The organism is Cellulophaga sp. 20_2_10 (assembly GCF_023476645.1).
GTDB lineage: Bacteria > Bacteroidota > Bacteroidia > Flavobacteriales > Flavobacteriaceae > Cellulophaga.
The window spans coordinates 66451-82868 of the sequence record NZ_JAMCOJ010000012.1; the positions used below are offsets into that span (position 1 = coordinate 66451).

At 32.1% G+C, this 16418-nt stretch carries 21 protein-coding genes; 13 read left to right on the top strand and 8 right to left on the bottom strand.

The window, feature by feature from the left end; translation table 11 throughout:
* Positions 1-183: 183 nt before the first annotated feature.
* The 4 genes from M4I21_RS16480 to M4I21_RS16495 are packed head-to-tail and all read left to right on the top strand — an operon-like array spanning position 184 to position 3089.
* Complete coding sequence (locus M4I21_RS16480; protein ID WP_249560322.1) at positions 184-741, top strand: RNA polymerase sigma factor; 558 nt, start codon at positions 184-186, stop codon at positions 739-741.
* Positions 738-1298, top strand: a complete 561-nt coding sequence (locus tag M4I21_RS16485; RefSeq protein WP_249560323.1) for a hypothetical protein — start codon at positions 738-740, stop codon at positions 1296-1298. The genes M4I21_RS16480 and M4I21_RS16485 overlap by 4 nt, the downstream gene beginning before the upstream one ends.
* The gene (locus M4I21_RS16490) at positions 1276-2355 is read left to right on the top strand and encodes a DUF4097 family beta strand repeat-containing protein (RefSeq protein ID WP_349628899.1); all 1080 of its coding nucleotides are present in this window, start codon (positions 1276-1278) and stop codon (positions 2353-2355) included. The genes M4I21_RS16485 and M4I21_RS16490 overlap by 23 nt, the downstream gene beginning before the upstream one ends.
* Before the next feature lie 11 nt (positions 2356-2366).
* A complete protein-coding gene (locus tag M4I21_RS16495) occupies positions 2367-3089 on the top strand; it encodes a head GIN domain-containing protein (RefSeq protein ID WP_249560324.1) in 723 nt (240 codons plus the stop codon).
* A 59-nt stretch (positions 3090-3148) separates the two neighbouring features.
* Here the strand turns inward: M4I21_RS16495 and M4I21_RS16500 are convergent, their stop codons facing one another.
* Together M4I21_RS16500 and M4I21_RS16505 are read right to left on the bottom strand one after the other, a co-directional pair.
* Complete coding sequence (locus tag M4I21_RS16500; RefSeq protein WP_249560325.1) at positions 3149-4483, bottom strand: MFS transporter; 1335 nt, start codon at positions 4481-4483, stop codon at positions 3149-3151.
* 82 nt (positions 4484-4565) lie between these two features.
* Positions 4566-5375, bottom strand: coding sequence for a M48 family metallopeptidase (locus tag M4I21_RS16505; protein WP_249560326.1), 810 nt, complete (start codon positions 5373-5375; stop codon positions 4566-4568).
* A 170-nt stretch (positions 5376-5545) separates the two neighbouring features.
* On the opposite strand from M4I21_RS16505, the gene M4I21_RS16510 reads away from it, so the two are divergent.
* The 4 genes from M4I21_RS16510 (at position 5546) to M4I21_RS16525 (ending at position 7635) form a co-directional block, all read left to right on the top strand.
* The gene (locus tag M4I21_RS16510) at positions 5546-6082 is read left to right on the top strand and encodes a collagen-like protein (protein ID WP_249560327.1); all 537 of its coding nucleotides are present in this window, start codon (positions 5546-5548) and stop codon (positions 6080-6082) included.
* Positions 6083-6204: 122 nt separating this feature from the next.
* On the top strand, positions 6205-6696 hold the full coding sequence (gene msrB / locus M4I21_RS16515) for a peptide-methionine (R)-S-oxide reductase MsrB (RefSeq protein ID WP_249560328.1): 492 nt from the start codon (positions 6205-6207) through the stop codon (positions 6694-6696).
* Entirely contained in the window at positions 6696-7097 is a 402-nt protein-coding gene (msrB, locus tag M4I21_RS16520) for a peptide-methionine (R)-S-oxide reductase MsrB (RefSeq protein ID WP_249560329.1), read from the top strand. The genes msrB (M4I21_RS16515) and msrB (M4I21_RS16520) overlap by 1 nt, the downstream gene beginning before the upstream one ends.
* Positions 7098-7107: 10 nt before the next feature.
* A complete protein-coding gene (locus M4I21_RS16525) occupies positions 7108-7635 on the top strand; it encodes a DUF1572 family protein (RefSeq protein ID WP_249560330.1) in 528 nt (175 codons plus the stop codon).
* Here the strand turns inward: M4I21_RS16525 and M4I21_RS16530 are convergent, their stop codons facing one another.
* Positions 7636-8538, bottom strand: a complete 903-nt coding sequence (locus M4I21_RS16530; RefSeq protein WP_249560331.1) for an MBL fold metallo-hydrolase — start codon at positions 8536-8538, stop codon at positions 7636-7638.
* Between the two features lie 159 nt (positions 8539-8697).
* On the opposite strand from M4I21_RS16530, the gene lpdA reads away from it, so the two are divergent.
* Both lpdA and M4I21_RS16540 read left to right on the top strand, forming a co-directional pair.
* Positions 8698-10089 (top strand): dihydrolipoyl dehydrogenase, encoded by a 1392-nt coding sequence (gene lpdA / locus M4I21_RS16535; protein ID WP_249560332.1) that lies wholly within the window; start codon positions 8698-8700, stop codon positions 10087-10089.
* Between the two features lie 84 nt (positions 10090-10173).
* Complete coding sequence (locus M4I21_RS16540) at positions 10174-10464, top strand: DUF3817 domain-containing protein (protein WP_249560333.1); 291 nt, start codon at positions 10174-10176, stop codon at positions 10462-10464.
* A gap of 9 nt (positions 10465-10473) precedes the next feature.
* Here the strand turns inward: M4I21_RS16540 and M4I21_RS16545 are convergent, their stop codons facing one another.
* From M4I21_RS16545 to M4I21_RS16565, 5 genes are all read right to left on the bottom strand, one after another.
* Complete coding sequence (locus tag M4I21_RS16545) at positions 10474-11202, bottom strand: Dph6-related ATP pyrophosphatase (protein WP_249560334.1); 729 nt, start codon at positions 11200-11202, stop codon at positions 10474-10476.
* Positions 11203-11212: 10 nt separating this feature from the next.
* Complete coding sequence (gene aroQ, locus M4I21_RS16550; RefSeq protein ID WP_249560335.1) at positions 11213-11635, bottom strand: type II 3-dehydroquinate dehydratase; 423 nt, start codon at positions 11633-11635, stop codon at positions 11213-11215.
* Between the two features lie 77 nt (positions 11636-11712).
* Positions 11713-12201 carry an outer membrane beta-barrel protein gene (locus tag M4I21_RS16555; RefSeq protein WP_249560336.1) on the bottom strand — a complete coding sequence of 163 codons (489 nt, stop codon included), beginning with the start codon at positions 12199-12201 and terminating at the stop codon, positions 11713-11715.
* 190 nt (positions 12202-12391) lie between these two features.
* Positions 12392-13012 (bottom strand): outer membrane beta-barrel protein, encoded by a 621-nt coding sequence (locus M4I21_RS16560; protein ID WP_249560337.1) that lies wholly within the window; start codon positions 13010-13012, stop codon positions 12392-12394.
* 182 nt (positions 13013-13194) lie between these two features.
* On the bottom strand, positions 13195-13734 hold the full coding sequence (locus M4I21_RS16565; RefSeq protein ID WP_249560338.1) for a hypothetical protein: 540 nt from the start codon (positions 13732-13734) through the stop codon (positions 13195-13197).
* Between the two features lie 182 nt (positions 13735-13916).
* Between M4I21_RS16565 and M4I21_RS16570 the strand changes: the two genes are divergently transcribed.
* From M4I21_RS16570 to M4I21_RS16580, 3 genes are all read left to right on the top strand, one after another.
* Positions 13917-14813, top strand: a complete 897-nt coding sequence (locus M4I21_RS16570) for a site-specific tyrosine recombinase (protein ID WP_249560339.1) — start codon at positions 13917-13919, stop codon at positions 14811-14813.
* Positions 14814-14879: 66 nt separating this feature from the next.
* Positions 14880-15374 carry an RNA polymerase sigma factor gene (locus tag M4I21_RS16575; RefSeq protein ID WP_072301726.1) on the top strand — a complete coding sequence of 165 codons (495 nt, stop codon included), beginning with the start codon at positions 14880-14882 and terminating at the stop codon, positions 15372-15374.
* 5 nt (positions 15375-15379) lie between these two features.
* On the top strand, positions 15380-16024 hold the full coding sequence (locus M4I21_RS16580; protein WP_249560340.1) for a DUF8845 family protein: 645 nt from the start codon (positions 15380-15382) through the stop codon (positions 16022-16024).
* The last annotated feature ends 394 nt before the right edge of the window (positions 16025-16418 follow it).

Genomic DNA, 16418 nt, shown 5'->3' on the forward strand with positions numbered 1-16418 from the left:
CAGAAATCTATTATTTAAATTTAGTTATTTTTATAAAATCTAAGCAAAACCCCTTATTACTTGGCTTCTACCATAGTTTAATCTGCTATATTAGGTCAATTCTTATGCCAATACCAAATAGATTTTAAAAAAATTGTAACAATTAAATCAATCTATCATCTATAAAACAAACCACACATTTTTTTGAGCCAACAAAAAGAACATATCAATACTTTATTGCTACAATGCAAAGAAGGTAAGCAAAGTGCACAGCTAGAGATCTATAACCGGTACTATAAAGCAATGCACAATACTGCGTACCGAATTGTAAAACACAGCGCTGAAGCAGAGGATATAATGCAGGAATCGTTTTTAAGTGCCTTTACAAAATTACATACCTATAAAGGTGAAGTAGCTTTTGGGGCTTGGTTAAAACGCATAGTAATTAACAATAGTATTTACCAATACAGAAAGCAACAAAAGAATAACGAAGTTGCTATAGATGACATAATGTACAAGGTCAAAGATACTGATAGTAGTGCAATAGATAATGGTGAAACACAATTGAAGGCTCAAAAAGTGATGGCTGCCATGACACAATTGAAAGACAATTACAGAATTTCTTTGACCTTACATTTAATAGAAGGGTACGACTATGAAGAAATAAGTGAAATAATGAATATTAGCAATGCCAATTGTAGAACTACAATTTCAAGAGCTAAAGACAGTTTGCGTAAAAAATTAATACACGATTGCATATGATCGATAACAATAACATAGAAGATCTTTTTAAAAATCTTGAAGGTAATTTTGACACCCAAGAACCTAGTGTTGGACATAAAGATCGGTTTTTAAAAAAATTGAATACCATAAATAATAGTGAACCAAAAAACAATAAAAACTCTTTTTGGAAACCTTTTGCTATTGCTGCATCCATTGCATTTTTATGTACAATTGGTATTGCATTTTTTAATACAAACCCCTCTACAACAGAGCAAATTACAGAAATAGCTCCTGAGGTTACAGAAACAAAAAATTACTTTGCTAGTTTAATTAACGATCAAATTAATAATTTAAAAAAAGAGAATTCGCCCACTACCAAAAAAATTATAGCCGATACTCTTTTACAATTACAGAAACTAGAAAAAGATTATAGCATTTTAGAACAAAACCTAATAAATGGAGGTAATACCAAATTAATATTAAGCACTATAATAACCAATTACCAAACCAGAATAGATCTTGTAAAAGATGTTATGAAACAAATTGATACTATTAAAAACTTAAAGAAATACAATGATGAAAACTTTACATTATAAGGTAATAACCTTACTCTTACTTGCCATACCTCTACTTGGTATTGCTCACAACGATAATGGCAAATACACCAAAGAAAAAACAATAAAAAAAGACTATACGGTAAATGCCAATGCGCTATTAAGAGTAGCTAATAAGTATGGCAATTTAAATATTATTTCTTGGGATCAAAATAGAGTAGAGATAATTGTACACATTAAAACAAGTGGTAATAACGAAGAAAAAGTACAACGCAAGTTAGATAATATTACCATTAATTTTGATGGTTCTAGCAGTTTGGTTTCGGCAAAAACAAACATAGAAAAAAGTAGTAACTGGGGCTGGGGCAACAATAATAATGTGACCATGGAAATTAACTATACCATTAAACTGCCCGTGAAAAATAACATAGACCTAACTAATGATTATGGTTCTATCACTATAGATAGGATTGATGGCCACGCAACAATTAATTGCGATTACGGCAAATTAGCTATTGGTGAACTTAGAGGAAGAAACAACAATTTAAATTTTGATTACACTTCAAAATCTGAAATAGGTTATATAAACAGCGGTAAAATTAATGCAGACTATTCTGGTTTTACAATTGCAAAGGCAGGAGATTTAACTTTAATTACAGATTATACAAACGCAACTATTAACAAGATGAAAAACCTTAATTACAATAGTGATTACGGTAGCATAACAGTTGACGATGTTTCTAATATAGAAGGTAATGGAGATTACATAAGTGTTAAACTAGGAAACATAAACGGCAATGTTTCTATTCATGCAGATTATGGGTCTATAAAAATTAATGAACTAACAAAAAATGCAGGCGATGTAGATATTAGCGCAGATTACACAGGAATTAAAATTGGCTACAGCCCTACTTACAACTTTAATTTTGAGTTACATTCTTCTTACGGAGGAATAAGCGGATTAGATAACTGTAACCTAAATGTTAAAGAAGTTAAAAACTCTAAAAAATATTATAAAGGCAATTGCGGATCAGAAAACAGTAATAACTTTGTAGCTGTTAAAACCGAATACGGAAGCATATCAATACGTAAAAATTAAAACACAATAAAATGAAAAAAATAATAACTCTTAGCTTAGCTCTAACCCTAGCTATTACGGCAAACGCACAATGGGGAAAGCGTGTAAAAGGAAATGGTACTATTACGACAACGACTAGAAGTGTTGGCGATTACGAAGCAATCTCTTTAGCTGGTTTTTTTGATGTAGAATTAGTTAATGGCAAGGAAGGAAGTATTACACTTAAGGGTGATGAAAATATTCTTGAACACATTAAAACCGAAGTTAAAAACGGAAAGCTTGTAATTAAAGCTGAAAAAGGGATGAACTTAACTCCTTCTAGAAATAGTAAATTATTAATTACTGTACCTGTAGAACACATTAATGAAGTTACAGTATCTGGTTCTGGTGATATAGTAGGTAAAACAACTTTAGTTAGTAATTCTTTTGAAACAAGTATTTCTGGTTCTGGTGACATTAATTTAAAGGTTGAAGCTAAAGAATTAAAGGCGTCAATGTCTGGCTCTGGAGATATTAATTTAAGTGGCTCTGCTACAGATTTTACAATTAGAGTATCTGGTTCTGGAGACATTTCTGCGTATGACTTACAGGCAGACTATGTAAAAGCTTTGGTTTCTGGTTCTGCTGATATTAAAGTTACAGCTAAAGAAACTTTAGATGCAAGAGTATCTGGCTCTGGAGATATTAGATACAGAGGAAATCCTAAAAAAATTGAAAGTAAGACTTCTGGTTCTGGTGGTATTTCTAAAGGATAAGAAAAACATCACATATTAAAAAAGGCAGATTATAAAAATTATAATCTGCCTTTTTGCTTTTATTGTTTTGGTTTTATTTTTTTATCTACTTGCAATAATAGTATTACGCCTGCAATAAAAAATACTGCTAAAAACACAATAGCATTACGCATACTACCCGTTACCTGGGCTACAAAGCCATATAAAAAGGTTCCTATTACAATACCTATTTTTTCTGCAACATCGTAAAAACTAAAGAAAGATGTAGTGTCTTTGGTCTCTGGTATAAACTTAGAATACGTAGATCTAGACAATGCCTGTATACCTCCCATAACTAAGCCAACACAACCTGCTCCTATATAAAAATCTATTGGTGTTAGCATAAAAAAGGCATATATACAGATAACAATCCAAAGTAAATTTACAACAACTAATGTTTTAACATTACCGAACTTTTTAGATGCATTTGCCGTAATTACAGCACCTAAAATAGCAACTAACTGTATTACCAAGATACTTATTATTAAACCTGTTGTACGCTCACTATCAGACCCCCAACCAATTTCTTCTTCTCCAAAATAAGTAGCAATTAGCATTACTGTTTGTACAGCCATACTGTACACAAAAAAAGCAACTAAATAACGTTTTAATTTTATTTGATCTCCTAGTTGATGCCAAACTCCTTTTAACTCCTTAAAACCATTTAAAATTACATTGCTACGCTTCCCTTCTTGCTTGTTTCCTTTTGGCAAGTAATAAAATGTATACTGACTAAAAATTATCCACCAAATACCTACGGTAACAAAAGAATACTTCATTGCCTTAAGTTCAGCAACTCCGTCAATATCAGATTCTATTCCAAAAAACTTTGGTTTCATTACCATTGCTAAATTAAGAAGCAACAATAACACACTACCTGCATACCCCATAGAAAAGCCTTTGGCGCTAATAGCATCCATCTGCTCTGGATGTGCAACATCTGGTAAATAAGAATTATTTATAGCAAAACTCACCCAAAAACCAACCAAGCCCATAAAAAAACAAAGCAGTCCAAAATATATATTTTCTAATGAAAACCAATATAAGCCAATACAAGAGATACCTCCCAAGTAGCAAAAGAATTTCATAAACATTCTTTTATTTCCTAAATAATCTGCAACTCCAGAAATTAAGGGCGTTATAATTGCTATAAAAACAAATGCTAAAGATGTGGTGTAACTAATTAAAGGAGCTCTGGCAATTTCTCCGCCAAAAATAGTTACTTTTTCTATGTTCGCTGATCTAAATAGTGCGCCATAAAAAATAGGAAATATAGCAGATGCTATTACCAAACTATAAACTGAGTTTGCCCAATCGTAAAAGGCCCAGGCATTTAATAGTTTTTTACTTCCTTTTACTAATGCAATACTAGTCATATAAAAAAATTAGAGCTGTTCAAGTTTTGTTTTGAACAGCTCTAATATACAATTATAAATGAATTTTACTTTTATACTACTATTACTTAAAAGTAGTTACTCCAAATTTCTTTGCTTCTTCTCTTGCTGCAGGAGCCCAAGCTGTTAAATTATTAATTCTAGTATCGTTAGATGGGTGCGTACTCATAAATTCTGGTTGCGCTTGTCCTCCACTATTTGCTTTCATTCTTTTCCAAAGTTCTGCTGCTTCATCCGGATTGTAACCAGCTATAGCCATAATTTGTAAACCAATACGGTCTGCTTCAGTCTCGTGACCTCTACTAAAAGGTAGCATAACACCTACTTGAGAACCTACACCATAAGCCTGATTAAACATTCCTTTTGTTTTATCGTCCTGAATTAAAACATTACCTGCAACAGCTCCTATTTGTTGTAACTGTCCTGCAGACATACGTTGCGCTCCGTGATCTGCTAATGCGTGTGCAACCTCGTGCCCCATAACAACAGCAACTCCCGTTTCCCCTTTACAAATTGGTAATATACCTGTGTAAAAAACAATTTTACCTCCTGGCATACACCATGCATTTACAGTGTTATCATCAACTAAATTATATTCCCATTTGTAATCTTTTAAATAGCCTGGATAACCGTTTGCCGTTAACCAACGTTCTGCTGCAGAAGCTATACGTTGCCCCACAGAAGCAATCATTTTTGCGTCTGCTGTGCCTGTAATTGTTTTGTTATCTGTTAAAAACTGATCGTATTGAGCAAAAGCTGTCGGAAAAATTGAACTGTTTGGATACATATTCAACGTTTTTTTACCTGTAAAAGGATTCACCTTACAAGCCGAAACCGCAATAAAAATGGTTAATACTAATAATATCTTTTTCATAATAGTAATGTGTTTAGTGTGTTTTTTAAAAATACAAAAATATTCTATGTTGTTATAATATCATAGATATAATCTTATTTCTTTAGGTGATATGCAAAATAAATTCTTTAATTTTAAAATTGGAACGCTTTTTGAAACACTTAAAATAGAAAACGAAAAAATTACACATTATGAAAAAAATTACCTTGACCATAGCAGCAGTATTTGCATTAGTATTAACAGCTTGTAGTAGTTCTGACGGCAGAGATGGAGTTGACGGCGTAGATGGCGTGAACATCACCGGAAGTGTATATGAAATTACAGGTAGCTTTACTCCTGCTAATGACTATTCTTTATATTTTGAATTCCCTACAACCGTAGAGGTTTTTGAATCTGATGTTGTATTAGCTTATATATTATGGGACCAAACAACAGACAGTAACGGGGATTCTGTAGACATCTGGCGTTTATTACCGCAAACAAGATTATTAGATCAAGGTACTTTATTATACAACTACGACCACACATTTTTAGATGTTAACTTGTTTTTAGAGTCAGATTTTGATTTAGGCACTTTAGCAACTGCTGATACAGATAACCAAACTTTTAGAGTAGTTATTTTACCTGCAGAAGCTGTTAATGGTAAATTAGATACGAGCAATATTAACGATGTTATGGGTATTTTAGATACTACAGAAGAAGATGTTATACAGGTTTCGTTAAAATAAGAATATTTTATAGTATTACTAGCCTCTACTTGTTACAAGTAGAGGCTTTTTTTATGTCTTTAGTTTGATAGGAATTGCATTTAAAATCGACTAAATTTGAATAACCTTAAAATATAAAATTGATGTATAAAAAATTACTAATTTTTAGCATAGTAGCACTATTTATAAGCTGCAAGGGAAACTCACAAAAAACAAAAGAAACTACAACAAAGCAAGACATAGCAAAGGTTGAAAAAACAGATGCGCAATGGAAAGCTCAGTTAACACCTTTAGAATACAATGTTTTACGTAAAGCTGGTACAGAGCGCGCTTTTTCTAGCAACCTTTTAGAAATTAAAGAAAAAGGAATTTATAGTTGCGCCGCTTGCGATACTCCTTTATTTAAGAGCGAACACAAGTTTAAGTCTGGTACTGGCTGGCCTAGTTTTGATAGAACAATAGATGGTAACGTTGCTTTTGATGTAGATTACAAAATTGGAACCAAACGCACCGAGGAACATTGTGCCGTTTGTAACGGACATTTAGGACACGTTTTTAACGACGGACCTAAAAACACAACAGGAGAAAGACATTGTATAAATGGCGCTGCCTTAAAATTTACACCTACAAAATAATGAATAAAAAATATACCATAGAAAAAACAGAAGAACAATGGAAAGCTGAGCTTCCAGAACAGTCTTACAACGTTTTAAGAAACAAAGGAACAGAATACCCGCATACAGGCGAATTTAATCTTCATTTTAAAGATGGTAGCTACAATTGCAAAGGTTGTAACGCTACACTTTTTAATGGCAATCACAAATTTGAAAGTGGCTGTGGCTGGCCTTCTTTTGATAAAGCTATAGAGGGTTCTATAGAATATATTAAAGATACAACGCACGGAATGACAAGAGTTGAAACTGTTTGCGCTAATTGTGGCGGACATTTAGGTCACGTTTTTGATGATGGACCACAAGAAACAACAGGCCAGCGTTACTGTATTAATTCTGCTAGCTTAAATTTTAATCCGTCTTAAAAAAATAATTATGAGTTTTGTTGATGACTATAAAGAAAGTATGCTGTTTGAGTTTAACCGAAATAAAACAATGGCTGAAAAAACATTTGACCAACTCACAAATGAAGATTTACATTGGACATATGGCGAGGCCGATAACAGTATTGCCATAATTGTAAAACATATGGTTGGCAATATGCTAAGTAGGTGGACAAACTTTTTTACGGAAGATGGCGAAAAAGAATGGCGTAATAGAGAATCTGAATTTGTTGCGCCATATAAAACAAAAGAAGAAATGCTTGTGCATTGGAACAAAGGCTGGGATTGCTTATTTGCTGCAATTGACAACATTAATGAAAATAATATTACTTCAAAAATTAAAATACGCGCTGTAGAGCATTCGGTTATGGCAGCAGTAAGCAGGCAACTTGCACATTACGCTGGGCACATAGCACAAATTGCATATGTAGGCAGAATGATAAAAGGTACAGAGTGGCAATCGCTCTCTATACCTTCTGGAAAATCTGATGAGTTTAACAAAAAAATGTTTGGAAAGTAATTAGTGCTTATTCTTCAAGCTTTTATAAAATGTTTCTCTAATTTTTTCTGCTGATATAAAACTCCAATCATAAGTAGCATCAAACGGAGCTGTTATTGCTTTGTTTGCAACTACATCTTCTAGACTTTTACCAGCTTCAATTTCTTTCATCACACTAGTATAGATAGTTTCTAGTGTTTTTATATACTCTAATAACTCCTTTTTATTAGACAGTTCTCCGTGTCCAGGTATAATTTTAGTATCAGCATTGGCAAGCATAGCGCCATTTTTTAAGGCAGTAATATAGCCGTCTACGCTACCGCCACGACTTAAATCTATGTACGGGTATTTACCCGCGAAATAGGTATCTCCCATATGCAATACATTGTTGTCACTAAAGTAAATTTGTGCATCGCCATCTGTATGTGCATTGTGTACGTGTATTGTCATTATAGTCTCATCACCATCATACAATAACATAGTATCAGAAAATGTAATTTCTGGAAGCGACTTTTTTGCAGTAATAGAATCTATTTTTTTAGCAGAAAGGGCTTCATTATTCTCTTTAATTAAACGCTCTCTAACTTTATGGTGAGCAATAACAGTAGTGCTTTTAGAATTAAAATTTGCATTACCACCTGTATGGTCACCGTGCATATGTGTATTTATTAAATATGCAATTGGTTTTGTGGTTATTGTTTCTATTGCTGCTTTAATCTTAGGGCTTAACCTACTAAACTGATCGTCTATCATTAGCACATTATCTTCTCCTACAAAAACACCAATATTTCCACCTTGCCCAACTAGCATATATACTTGTGGAGTTACCTTTTGCACTTGTATAATTACATCTTTAGATTGTGCCGTAACAGATGCACCAACAAAAAGAAATAGTATTAAAAATTGAAATTTAACTGCTTTCATCTCTATATAATGTTTGTTTTAGTGAGTAAAATATAAAGATAAGTACTAAAACGTTAGCATTCTGTTATTATTGATATTTATAGATTTTGGTAATTGCTAATTGCTAATTGGTTTTGTACATTTGTTACTTTAAAATTTTAGACAAATAAAAGTATATATATGAGCAATTTTGATGTTATTGTTTTAGGCAGTGGACCAGGTGGTTATGTAACTGCTATTAGAGCTTCACAATTAGGTTTAAAAACAGCTATAGTAGAAAAAGAAAGTTTAGGCGGAGTATGTCTAAATTGGGGTTGTATCCCTACCAAAGCATTAATAAAATCTGCTCAAGTTTTTGAATACTTAAAACACGCTTCGGATTACGGTTTAAATGCTGAAAATGTTGATAAGGATTTTGGCGCTATTGTTAACCGTAGTCGTAATGTTGCCGATGGAATGAGTAAAGGAGTTCAATTTTTAATGAAAAAAAATAAAATTGAAGTCATTAAAGGTTACGGTACATTAAAAGCGGGTAAAAAAGTATCTGTTAAAGATGAAGATGGTAAAGAAACTGAATACAGTGCAGACCATGTTATAGTTGCAACTGGCGCTCGTAGTAGAGAGTTGCCTAGTTTACCACAAGATGGTAAAAAAATTATTGGCTACAGAGAAGCAATGTCTTTAAAAGAGCAACCTAAAAAAATGGTTGTTGTTGGTAGTGGAGCTATAGGAATGGAGTTTGCATACTTTTACAACTCTATTGGTACAGAAGTAACTGTTGTAGAATACTTACCAAACATTGTACCTGTAGAAGACCAAGATATTTCTAAGCAATTAGAGCGTAGCTTTAAAAAAGCAGGTGTTACAATTAAAACATCTTCTGAGGTTACTAAAGTAGATACATCTGGTAATGGTGTTAGCGTTTACGTTAAAACTAGTAAAGGAGAAGAAATTATACAGGCTGATGTTGTTTTATCTGCTGTAGGTATTAAAACGAACATAGAAAACATTGGTTTAGAAAATGTTGGTATTGCTACAGATAGAGATAAAATAATGGTAAATGATTATTACCAAACAAACATACCAGGTTACTATGCTATTGGAGATGTTACTCCTGGCCCAGCTTTAGCACACGTTGCTTCTGCAGAAGGTATACTTTGTGTAGAGAAAATAGCTGGTTTACACGTAGAGCCTATTGACTATGGTAATATACCAGGTTGTACATACTGTATTCCAGAAATAGCTTCTGTTGGTTTAACAGAAAAGCAAGCTAAAGAAAAAGGATTTGAACTTAAGGTTGGTAAATTCCCATTCTCTGCAAGTGGTAAAGCAAAAGCTTCTGGTACTCCAGATGGTTTTGTAAAAGTTATTTTTGATGCTAAATATGGTGAGTGGTTAGGTTGTCATATGATTGGTGTTGGTGTTACAGATATGATAGCTGAAGCTGTTGTTGCACGTAAACTAGAAACTACTGGTCATGAAATACTAAAAGCGATACACCCACACCCAACAATGAGTGAAGCTGTTATGGAAGCCGTAGCAGATGCTTATGATGAGGTGATACACTTGTAATAGTTAAAAACTTATACAATATAAATTGCCTAAAGTCTAAGCGTGTCAACTCTTAGATTTTAGGCTTTTTTTAAATTAAAAAATATGCTTAAAACATTTAGACTTATTGCAATATTAGAAGGAATTTCTTATTTACTTTTATTTGGTGTTGGTATGCCTTTAAAATATATGGCAGGTATTAAAGAACCTAATATTTACATTGGTAATGCACACGGAGTTTTATTTATAGCGTATGCTATTATAGCAGTTCTAGTATGCAGACAACAAAATTGGGGCATAAAAAGATATGCAATACTCTTTATTGCATCACTACTACCCTTTGGAACATTTTATATAGAAGAAAAATACTTAAGTCCTAAAGCTTTAAAAGCTTAGGACTTTTTTTTATTTTGGAAGAAGATCACAGTACCAAAAAGACGTATCCCAAGTAGTATCTTCATCTTTTTTAAAACAATTGTCATCATCCTTACTAGTTGGAGCGTAACTTTTCTGTACTTTTTCTCCTTTAGTAAACGCTACTGCTTGCGCAAAATTAGGACCATCGTACACAAACGTATGAAACTCTCCATTTTCTCCACAAGGATCTACATTCTCTGGTAAATCGTTAAAAAAACTTTCATCTACCTCTCTACCAACAAAAGAGTCATCTAATACCTTAGCATTAACACAAACTGTAATTGCTTTAAAACCCAATTGCAAAAACTCTTTAAGCAACTGCTTTGTATCTTGCTTCCACAGCGGAAAAACACCTGTTACTCCAACTTCTTGTAATTTATCTTCTCTATACTTTTTTAAATCTTCTAAAAAAATATCTCCAAAAATAGCGTGTGTGTATTCTTCTGCCACTAAACCTTGCATTGTAGTTTTCATAACTTCATTGTAGCTAGACATAGACACATCTGCATTTAACATAATGGTCTGTAAAGGCAAACCAATTGCTTTTGCTTGTAACTCTAATAAAGGCAAACGTAAACCGTGCATAGACACTCTATTAAATGTAGAATTTACAGAAGTTACAAGTCTATCTACTTTATACGTTTTAGACTGTTGCATTTTATACAATGCGAAGGCAGAGTCTTTACCACTACTCCAGTTAAAATATGTTTTATGCATTAAATATGTTTTATTTTGATGCCAAAAAGCTCTGTATAGCCAAGTCGTAACTCTGTAAGCCAAAACCAAGTATTACACCTTTAGCGTTAGGAGATATATAAGATTGATGACGAAACTCTTCACGACCAAATGTATTAGAAATATGTACCTCTACAACAGGTGTTTCTATTGCTTTTATTGCATCTCCTATACCAATAGAAGTATGTGTATAAGCAGCTGCATTTAAAATAATGCCATCATAAGAAAAACCAACTTCTTGTATTTTATCTATAAGTTCACCTTCTATGTTAGATTGATAATAGCTTAACTCTATATTTTTATAGGTTATTTGTAGGCTTGAAAAATAGTCTACAAATGTAGTATTGCCATATATAGCCGGCTCTCTTTTACCTAAAAGGTTAAGGTTAGGACCATTGATTATTAGTAATTTCATACTGTAAAAATACTAATTATTATGCATAAAAAAAGGAAGCCTTTGGGCTTCCTTTTTAAATTTTATTTTAGCTGCTTTTACAACTGAAACATAACTCCTATGTTAAAAGTAGCAGCATTTATATCTTCTTCTAAGCTAATACCTGCATACGACAAATTAAGTTCTATTGCATCTGCAATTCTGTATCCTAATTTAGGACGGTAATAAAAACCTCCATCTAATTCATCTTTAAGACTAACAGCATACCCTAAATCTGTACCAATAGAAAAATCTTCAGTAACCATAAATTTAGCTACAGCAGCAATTGGTAAAAAAGAAATATCTTCTGCTTCATAACCTTCCTCACTTTTCCCAAAATAACGAGAATAGCCAACAGTACCACCAGCATAAAAAGTTTCTGAAACAGCTCCTAAATACTGTGCGTCTACACCTATATTAAAACCGTAAAAATCATCAATATCCCCCATAGGAATACCTAAATTAACACCTGCACCAAAACCTTCTTGAGCCTGAGCACTAAAAGCAAATCCTAGAGCCGCAATAGCTACAATAAATAACTTTTTCATAAATAATAATTTTAATTTTTAGTTTATAATTATACCGTAAACTTAAACAAATATTTTAATCTACTTACAAACACTGTAGTATAAACATTAATTTAATATTTAATTAACAATATCAACTCAAAAAATAAACAAAAAAAAAGGCTACCTAAATTAGATAGCCTTTTACATAATATTGCTTTTTGTAATTTTATTAGAATACAAATAAAATACCAAAATTAGCAGTTCCTCCAAAAGGATTGTTTACTTCACCAATACCAAAATTGAATTCGCTTGAAGCCTTAGCTCCAGAAACATCCAACTTAGTAGAAGAGTAACCTACAAGGTTATCTAAAGTAAAAGTAAGTGCAATGTTTTCTTTAACAAAATAGTTAAGACCTAAATCTAAACCTGCTCCAAAACCATTAGCTTTTACGTCTGCAAGTTTGTCTTCTGCGCTATTATAAGCAAAACCTAACTCTGTGTAAGTTTTAAAACGTTGTCCTAAATCTAAAAAGTAATAACGACCAAAAACACCTGCACCAAAACCAGAGATTTCCGAAGTATCTGTTCCGCCTACTTCTGTTTTAGAACTACGAAAGTCTAATTGAGCACCAAGTGCAAAATCATCATTTAATAAAAATCCAACTTTTGGTGTAAAGTTAAATCCATTAGATTTTTCGTCAGTATTTTTATCATTAGTGCTACCAAAACCTAAGGTTCCTTCAATAAATACGTCACCTTGTTCAAAACCACCGATAGTACCATCTTCTTGTGCTTGTGCAGCGAAAGTAAATCCTAGAGCTGTAATAGCTACAATAAATAACTTTTTCATAAAAAAATTTTTAATTTTTAGTTTATAATTATGCGGCAAACTTAAACAAATATTTCAATCTACTTACAAACACTGTAGTATAAACATTAATTTAATATTTAATTAACAGTATCAACTCAAAAAAGGATAAAAAAAAGGCTGCCTAAAATTAGACAGCCTTAATACTATTAGGTAAGTTTTACTTAGAAATGTAAAGCAAAACCAATTTGGAATTGAAAAACATCTTCAGAAAATGCATCATCATTCATAGTAATGTTGTAGCGTAGACCTGGCTCAATACTAACGTTTTCACCTAAGAAAATAGCATAACCACCTTGTAAACCTAAAAAGCTTGGGTTTTCGTCTGCATCTTTAACACTTGCACCAGCATAATCAACTTGTACAGGAATCATACTAGCGATGTAATATTTAGCTCCAACTTTATAAGTAAAAGCAGATAAATCATTACCTTGATCTTGGTAACCTAAACCAACTTTTATTGCTAAATCATCAGCAACAAAATAACCACCTTCAGCACCTAAAGACCAAGTAGTTTCACCATCTACAGATTGTAAACCAAATCCAGTATTTGCAGCACTAACAGCACCAAAACCTGTGTTAGCTTCAATTAACCATTTACCTTGAGCAGTTTGTCCGCCGTTAGTAGAAGCTGCAGCATCTTGTGCTTGTGCAGCAAAAGTAAATCCTAGAGCTGTGATAGCTACAATAAATAACTTTTTCATAAAAAATTTTAATTTTTAGTTTATAATTATGCAGTAAACATAGATTGTTAATTTTGTTTACTTACAACATTTGTTGTGTAAATGTAGGTATTTGTTGTAAACCAACAATAACCAGATGTCAAGAAAAAAGACCAGTAAAAAACTCTTTTTTTAACCAAATTATTAACTTAATTTTAACCTACATGAAATGGAGACAGGGACTAACTGATTATCAGCACTTTCTGAAAATAGAAAGAGGATTAATGGACAATTCTATTACAAATTACGTTTTAGATGTGGAAAAGCTAATTCTGTTTTTAGAACAAAAAAACATAACAGAAACACCTATTTCCATCTCTAAACAAACTACTCAGCAATTTATATACGAGATATCTGCCAGCATTAACCCTAGATCACAAGCAAGAATTATATCTGGATTAAAGAGTTTTTTTAACTATCTAATCTTTGAAGATTATAGGATAGACAACCCTATGGACTTAATAGAGTCTCCAAAAACCGGTCGTAAACTCCCAGATACACTCAATTTAGAAGAAATTAACGATTTAATTAACGCCATAGACTTAAGTAAACCAGAAGGCGAGCGCAACAGAGCAATGCTAGAAACCTTATATGGCTGTGGCTTGCGTGTATCTGAACTTACCAACCTAAAACTTTCTGATCTTTTTTTTAAAGAAGACTTTATTAGAGTTACTGGTAAAGGAGATAAACAACGTTTTGTACCTATTAGTGATATTAATAAAAAGTACATTAGTATATATAAGGACCAAATAAGAAATCACCTAGACATAAAAAAAGGATTTGAAGATATTTTGTTTTTAAACAGAAGAGGTAGACAATTAACCCGTGCCATGATATTTACTATTATTAAACAGTTAGCGGAACAGATTGGTCTAAAAAAAACAATTAGTCCGCACACACTAAGACACTCATTTGCAACACATTTACTAGAAAATGGAGCAGATTTAAGAGCTATACAACAAATGTTGGGACACGAAAGTATTACAACAACAGAAGTATACTTACATTTAGACAGAACACATTTAGCAGAGGTAATTGCTAATTATCATCCAAGAAAATAATTTTTTCAATTCTAGTGTAACAAATAACACCTTACAACTACTAACTAATACAACCACCAACTAAAAGTGAGCAAAGACTTAGAGCATGCATTTGTAACAGAACTAGAGAACAATCAGAACATTGTTCACAAAGTCTGCACCTTATATACTAATGATAGGGATGCGCATAACGACTTGTTTCAAGAAATAACAATACAACTATGGAAAGCGTACCCAAAGTTTAGGGGAGACGCTAAATTTAGTACCTGGATGTATAGAGTTGCACTAAACACTGCAATAACACTTTATCGAAAATCTAAAAGAAGGGTAAACACACAAGACTACGAGTCTGTAATTTTTAAAATTAAGGCAGATGAATATGATGAGACGGAAGAATTACAACTTAAGTTAATGTACAAGGCTGTAAAACAGTTAGGAGACATAGAAAAAGCACTGGTTTTTCTTTATCTAGAAGATAAAAATTACACAGAAATATCTGAAACACTTGGTATTTCTGAAGTAAACGCTAGAGTAAAGATGAACAGAATAAAGAAAAAATTAAAAACCATTTTAAATCCTTAATATCTATGGATGAATTGGACATCTTAAAAAAAGATTGGCAGAAAAGAGGTGATGAACACCCTAAACTGTCTTATAACGATATTTATAAAATGATATGGAAGAAGTCTTCCTCTATTGTTAAGTGGATATTTATTATTAGTATTCTAGAGTTTGTATTACCAAACCTATTATACCTATTACCTAGTACCAGAGAGCGTATGAGTATATATTATACTAATGACAGCTCTACGTTTTTTATAGTTTTATCTGGAATACAATACTTAGTTATTTTTTATTTTATTTTTCAATTCTATAAAAGGTATAAAGAAATTTCTGTTTTAGACGATGCTAGAACTTTAATGAAAAACATTATAAAAACTAGAAGAACCGTAAAACATTACGTAATTTTTAGTTTATCTATGATACTACTAACAATGAGTTTGTTTGCTGCTAGTTTTTATTTTGATCCTAATATGCTTGCCGCTGTTTACCCAAATGAGATTCCTGAGGGGCTAACAGAAGAAAAGTTAAGAACTATAATGGCAATTAGTTTTATTGTAGTAGCTCTACTTACAACCGCATTATTAGCTCTAATATACTTTTTATTATATGGTTTATTACTTAAAAAGCTAAATAGAAACTACCACGAGTTAAAGAAAATGGAGATTTAAACAAAAAAACATTATCTATACAAGGAAAAAACATCTGCAAAATGCAGATGTTTTTTGGTTTAAAAGAGTTGCTAGAGAATTCATATAGTTTCTATTTCTGGAGCTCACAAAGTAAAACCTATGCTTTGTAATTCTCCCAGAGTAATGGCTTACTAACTAATGACTATCAAAAAAAAGCATAGATGATGAACTAAAATCTAATGTAACAAATAAGTATAGTACTTGTAAAAATGCACTTGTAGCTGCGCTAAATTTTAAGATCCCTTTAGAATACAACAGTTATTTACAAGAATAAAAGAGTATCCCTATTAAACAAGAACTAACATAGATAACAACACCTAAAATAGTAAACAAAAAAAAGCTGAACAATGATATCATTGTTCAGCTTTAAGTA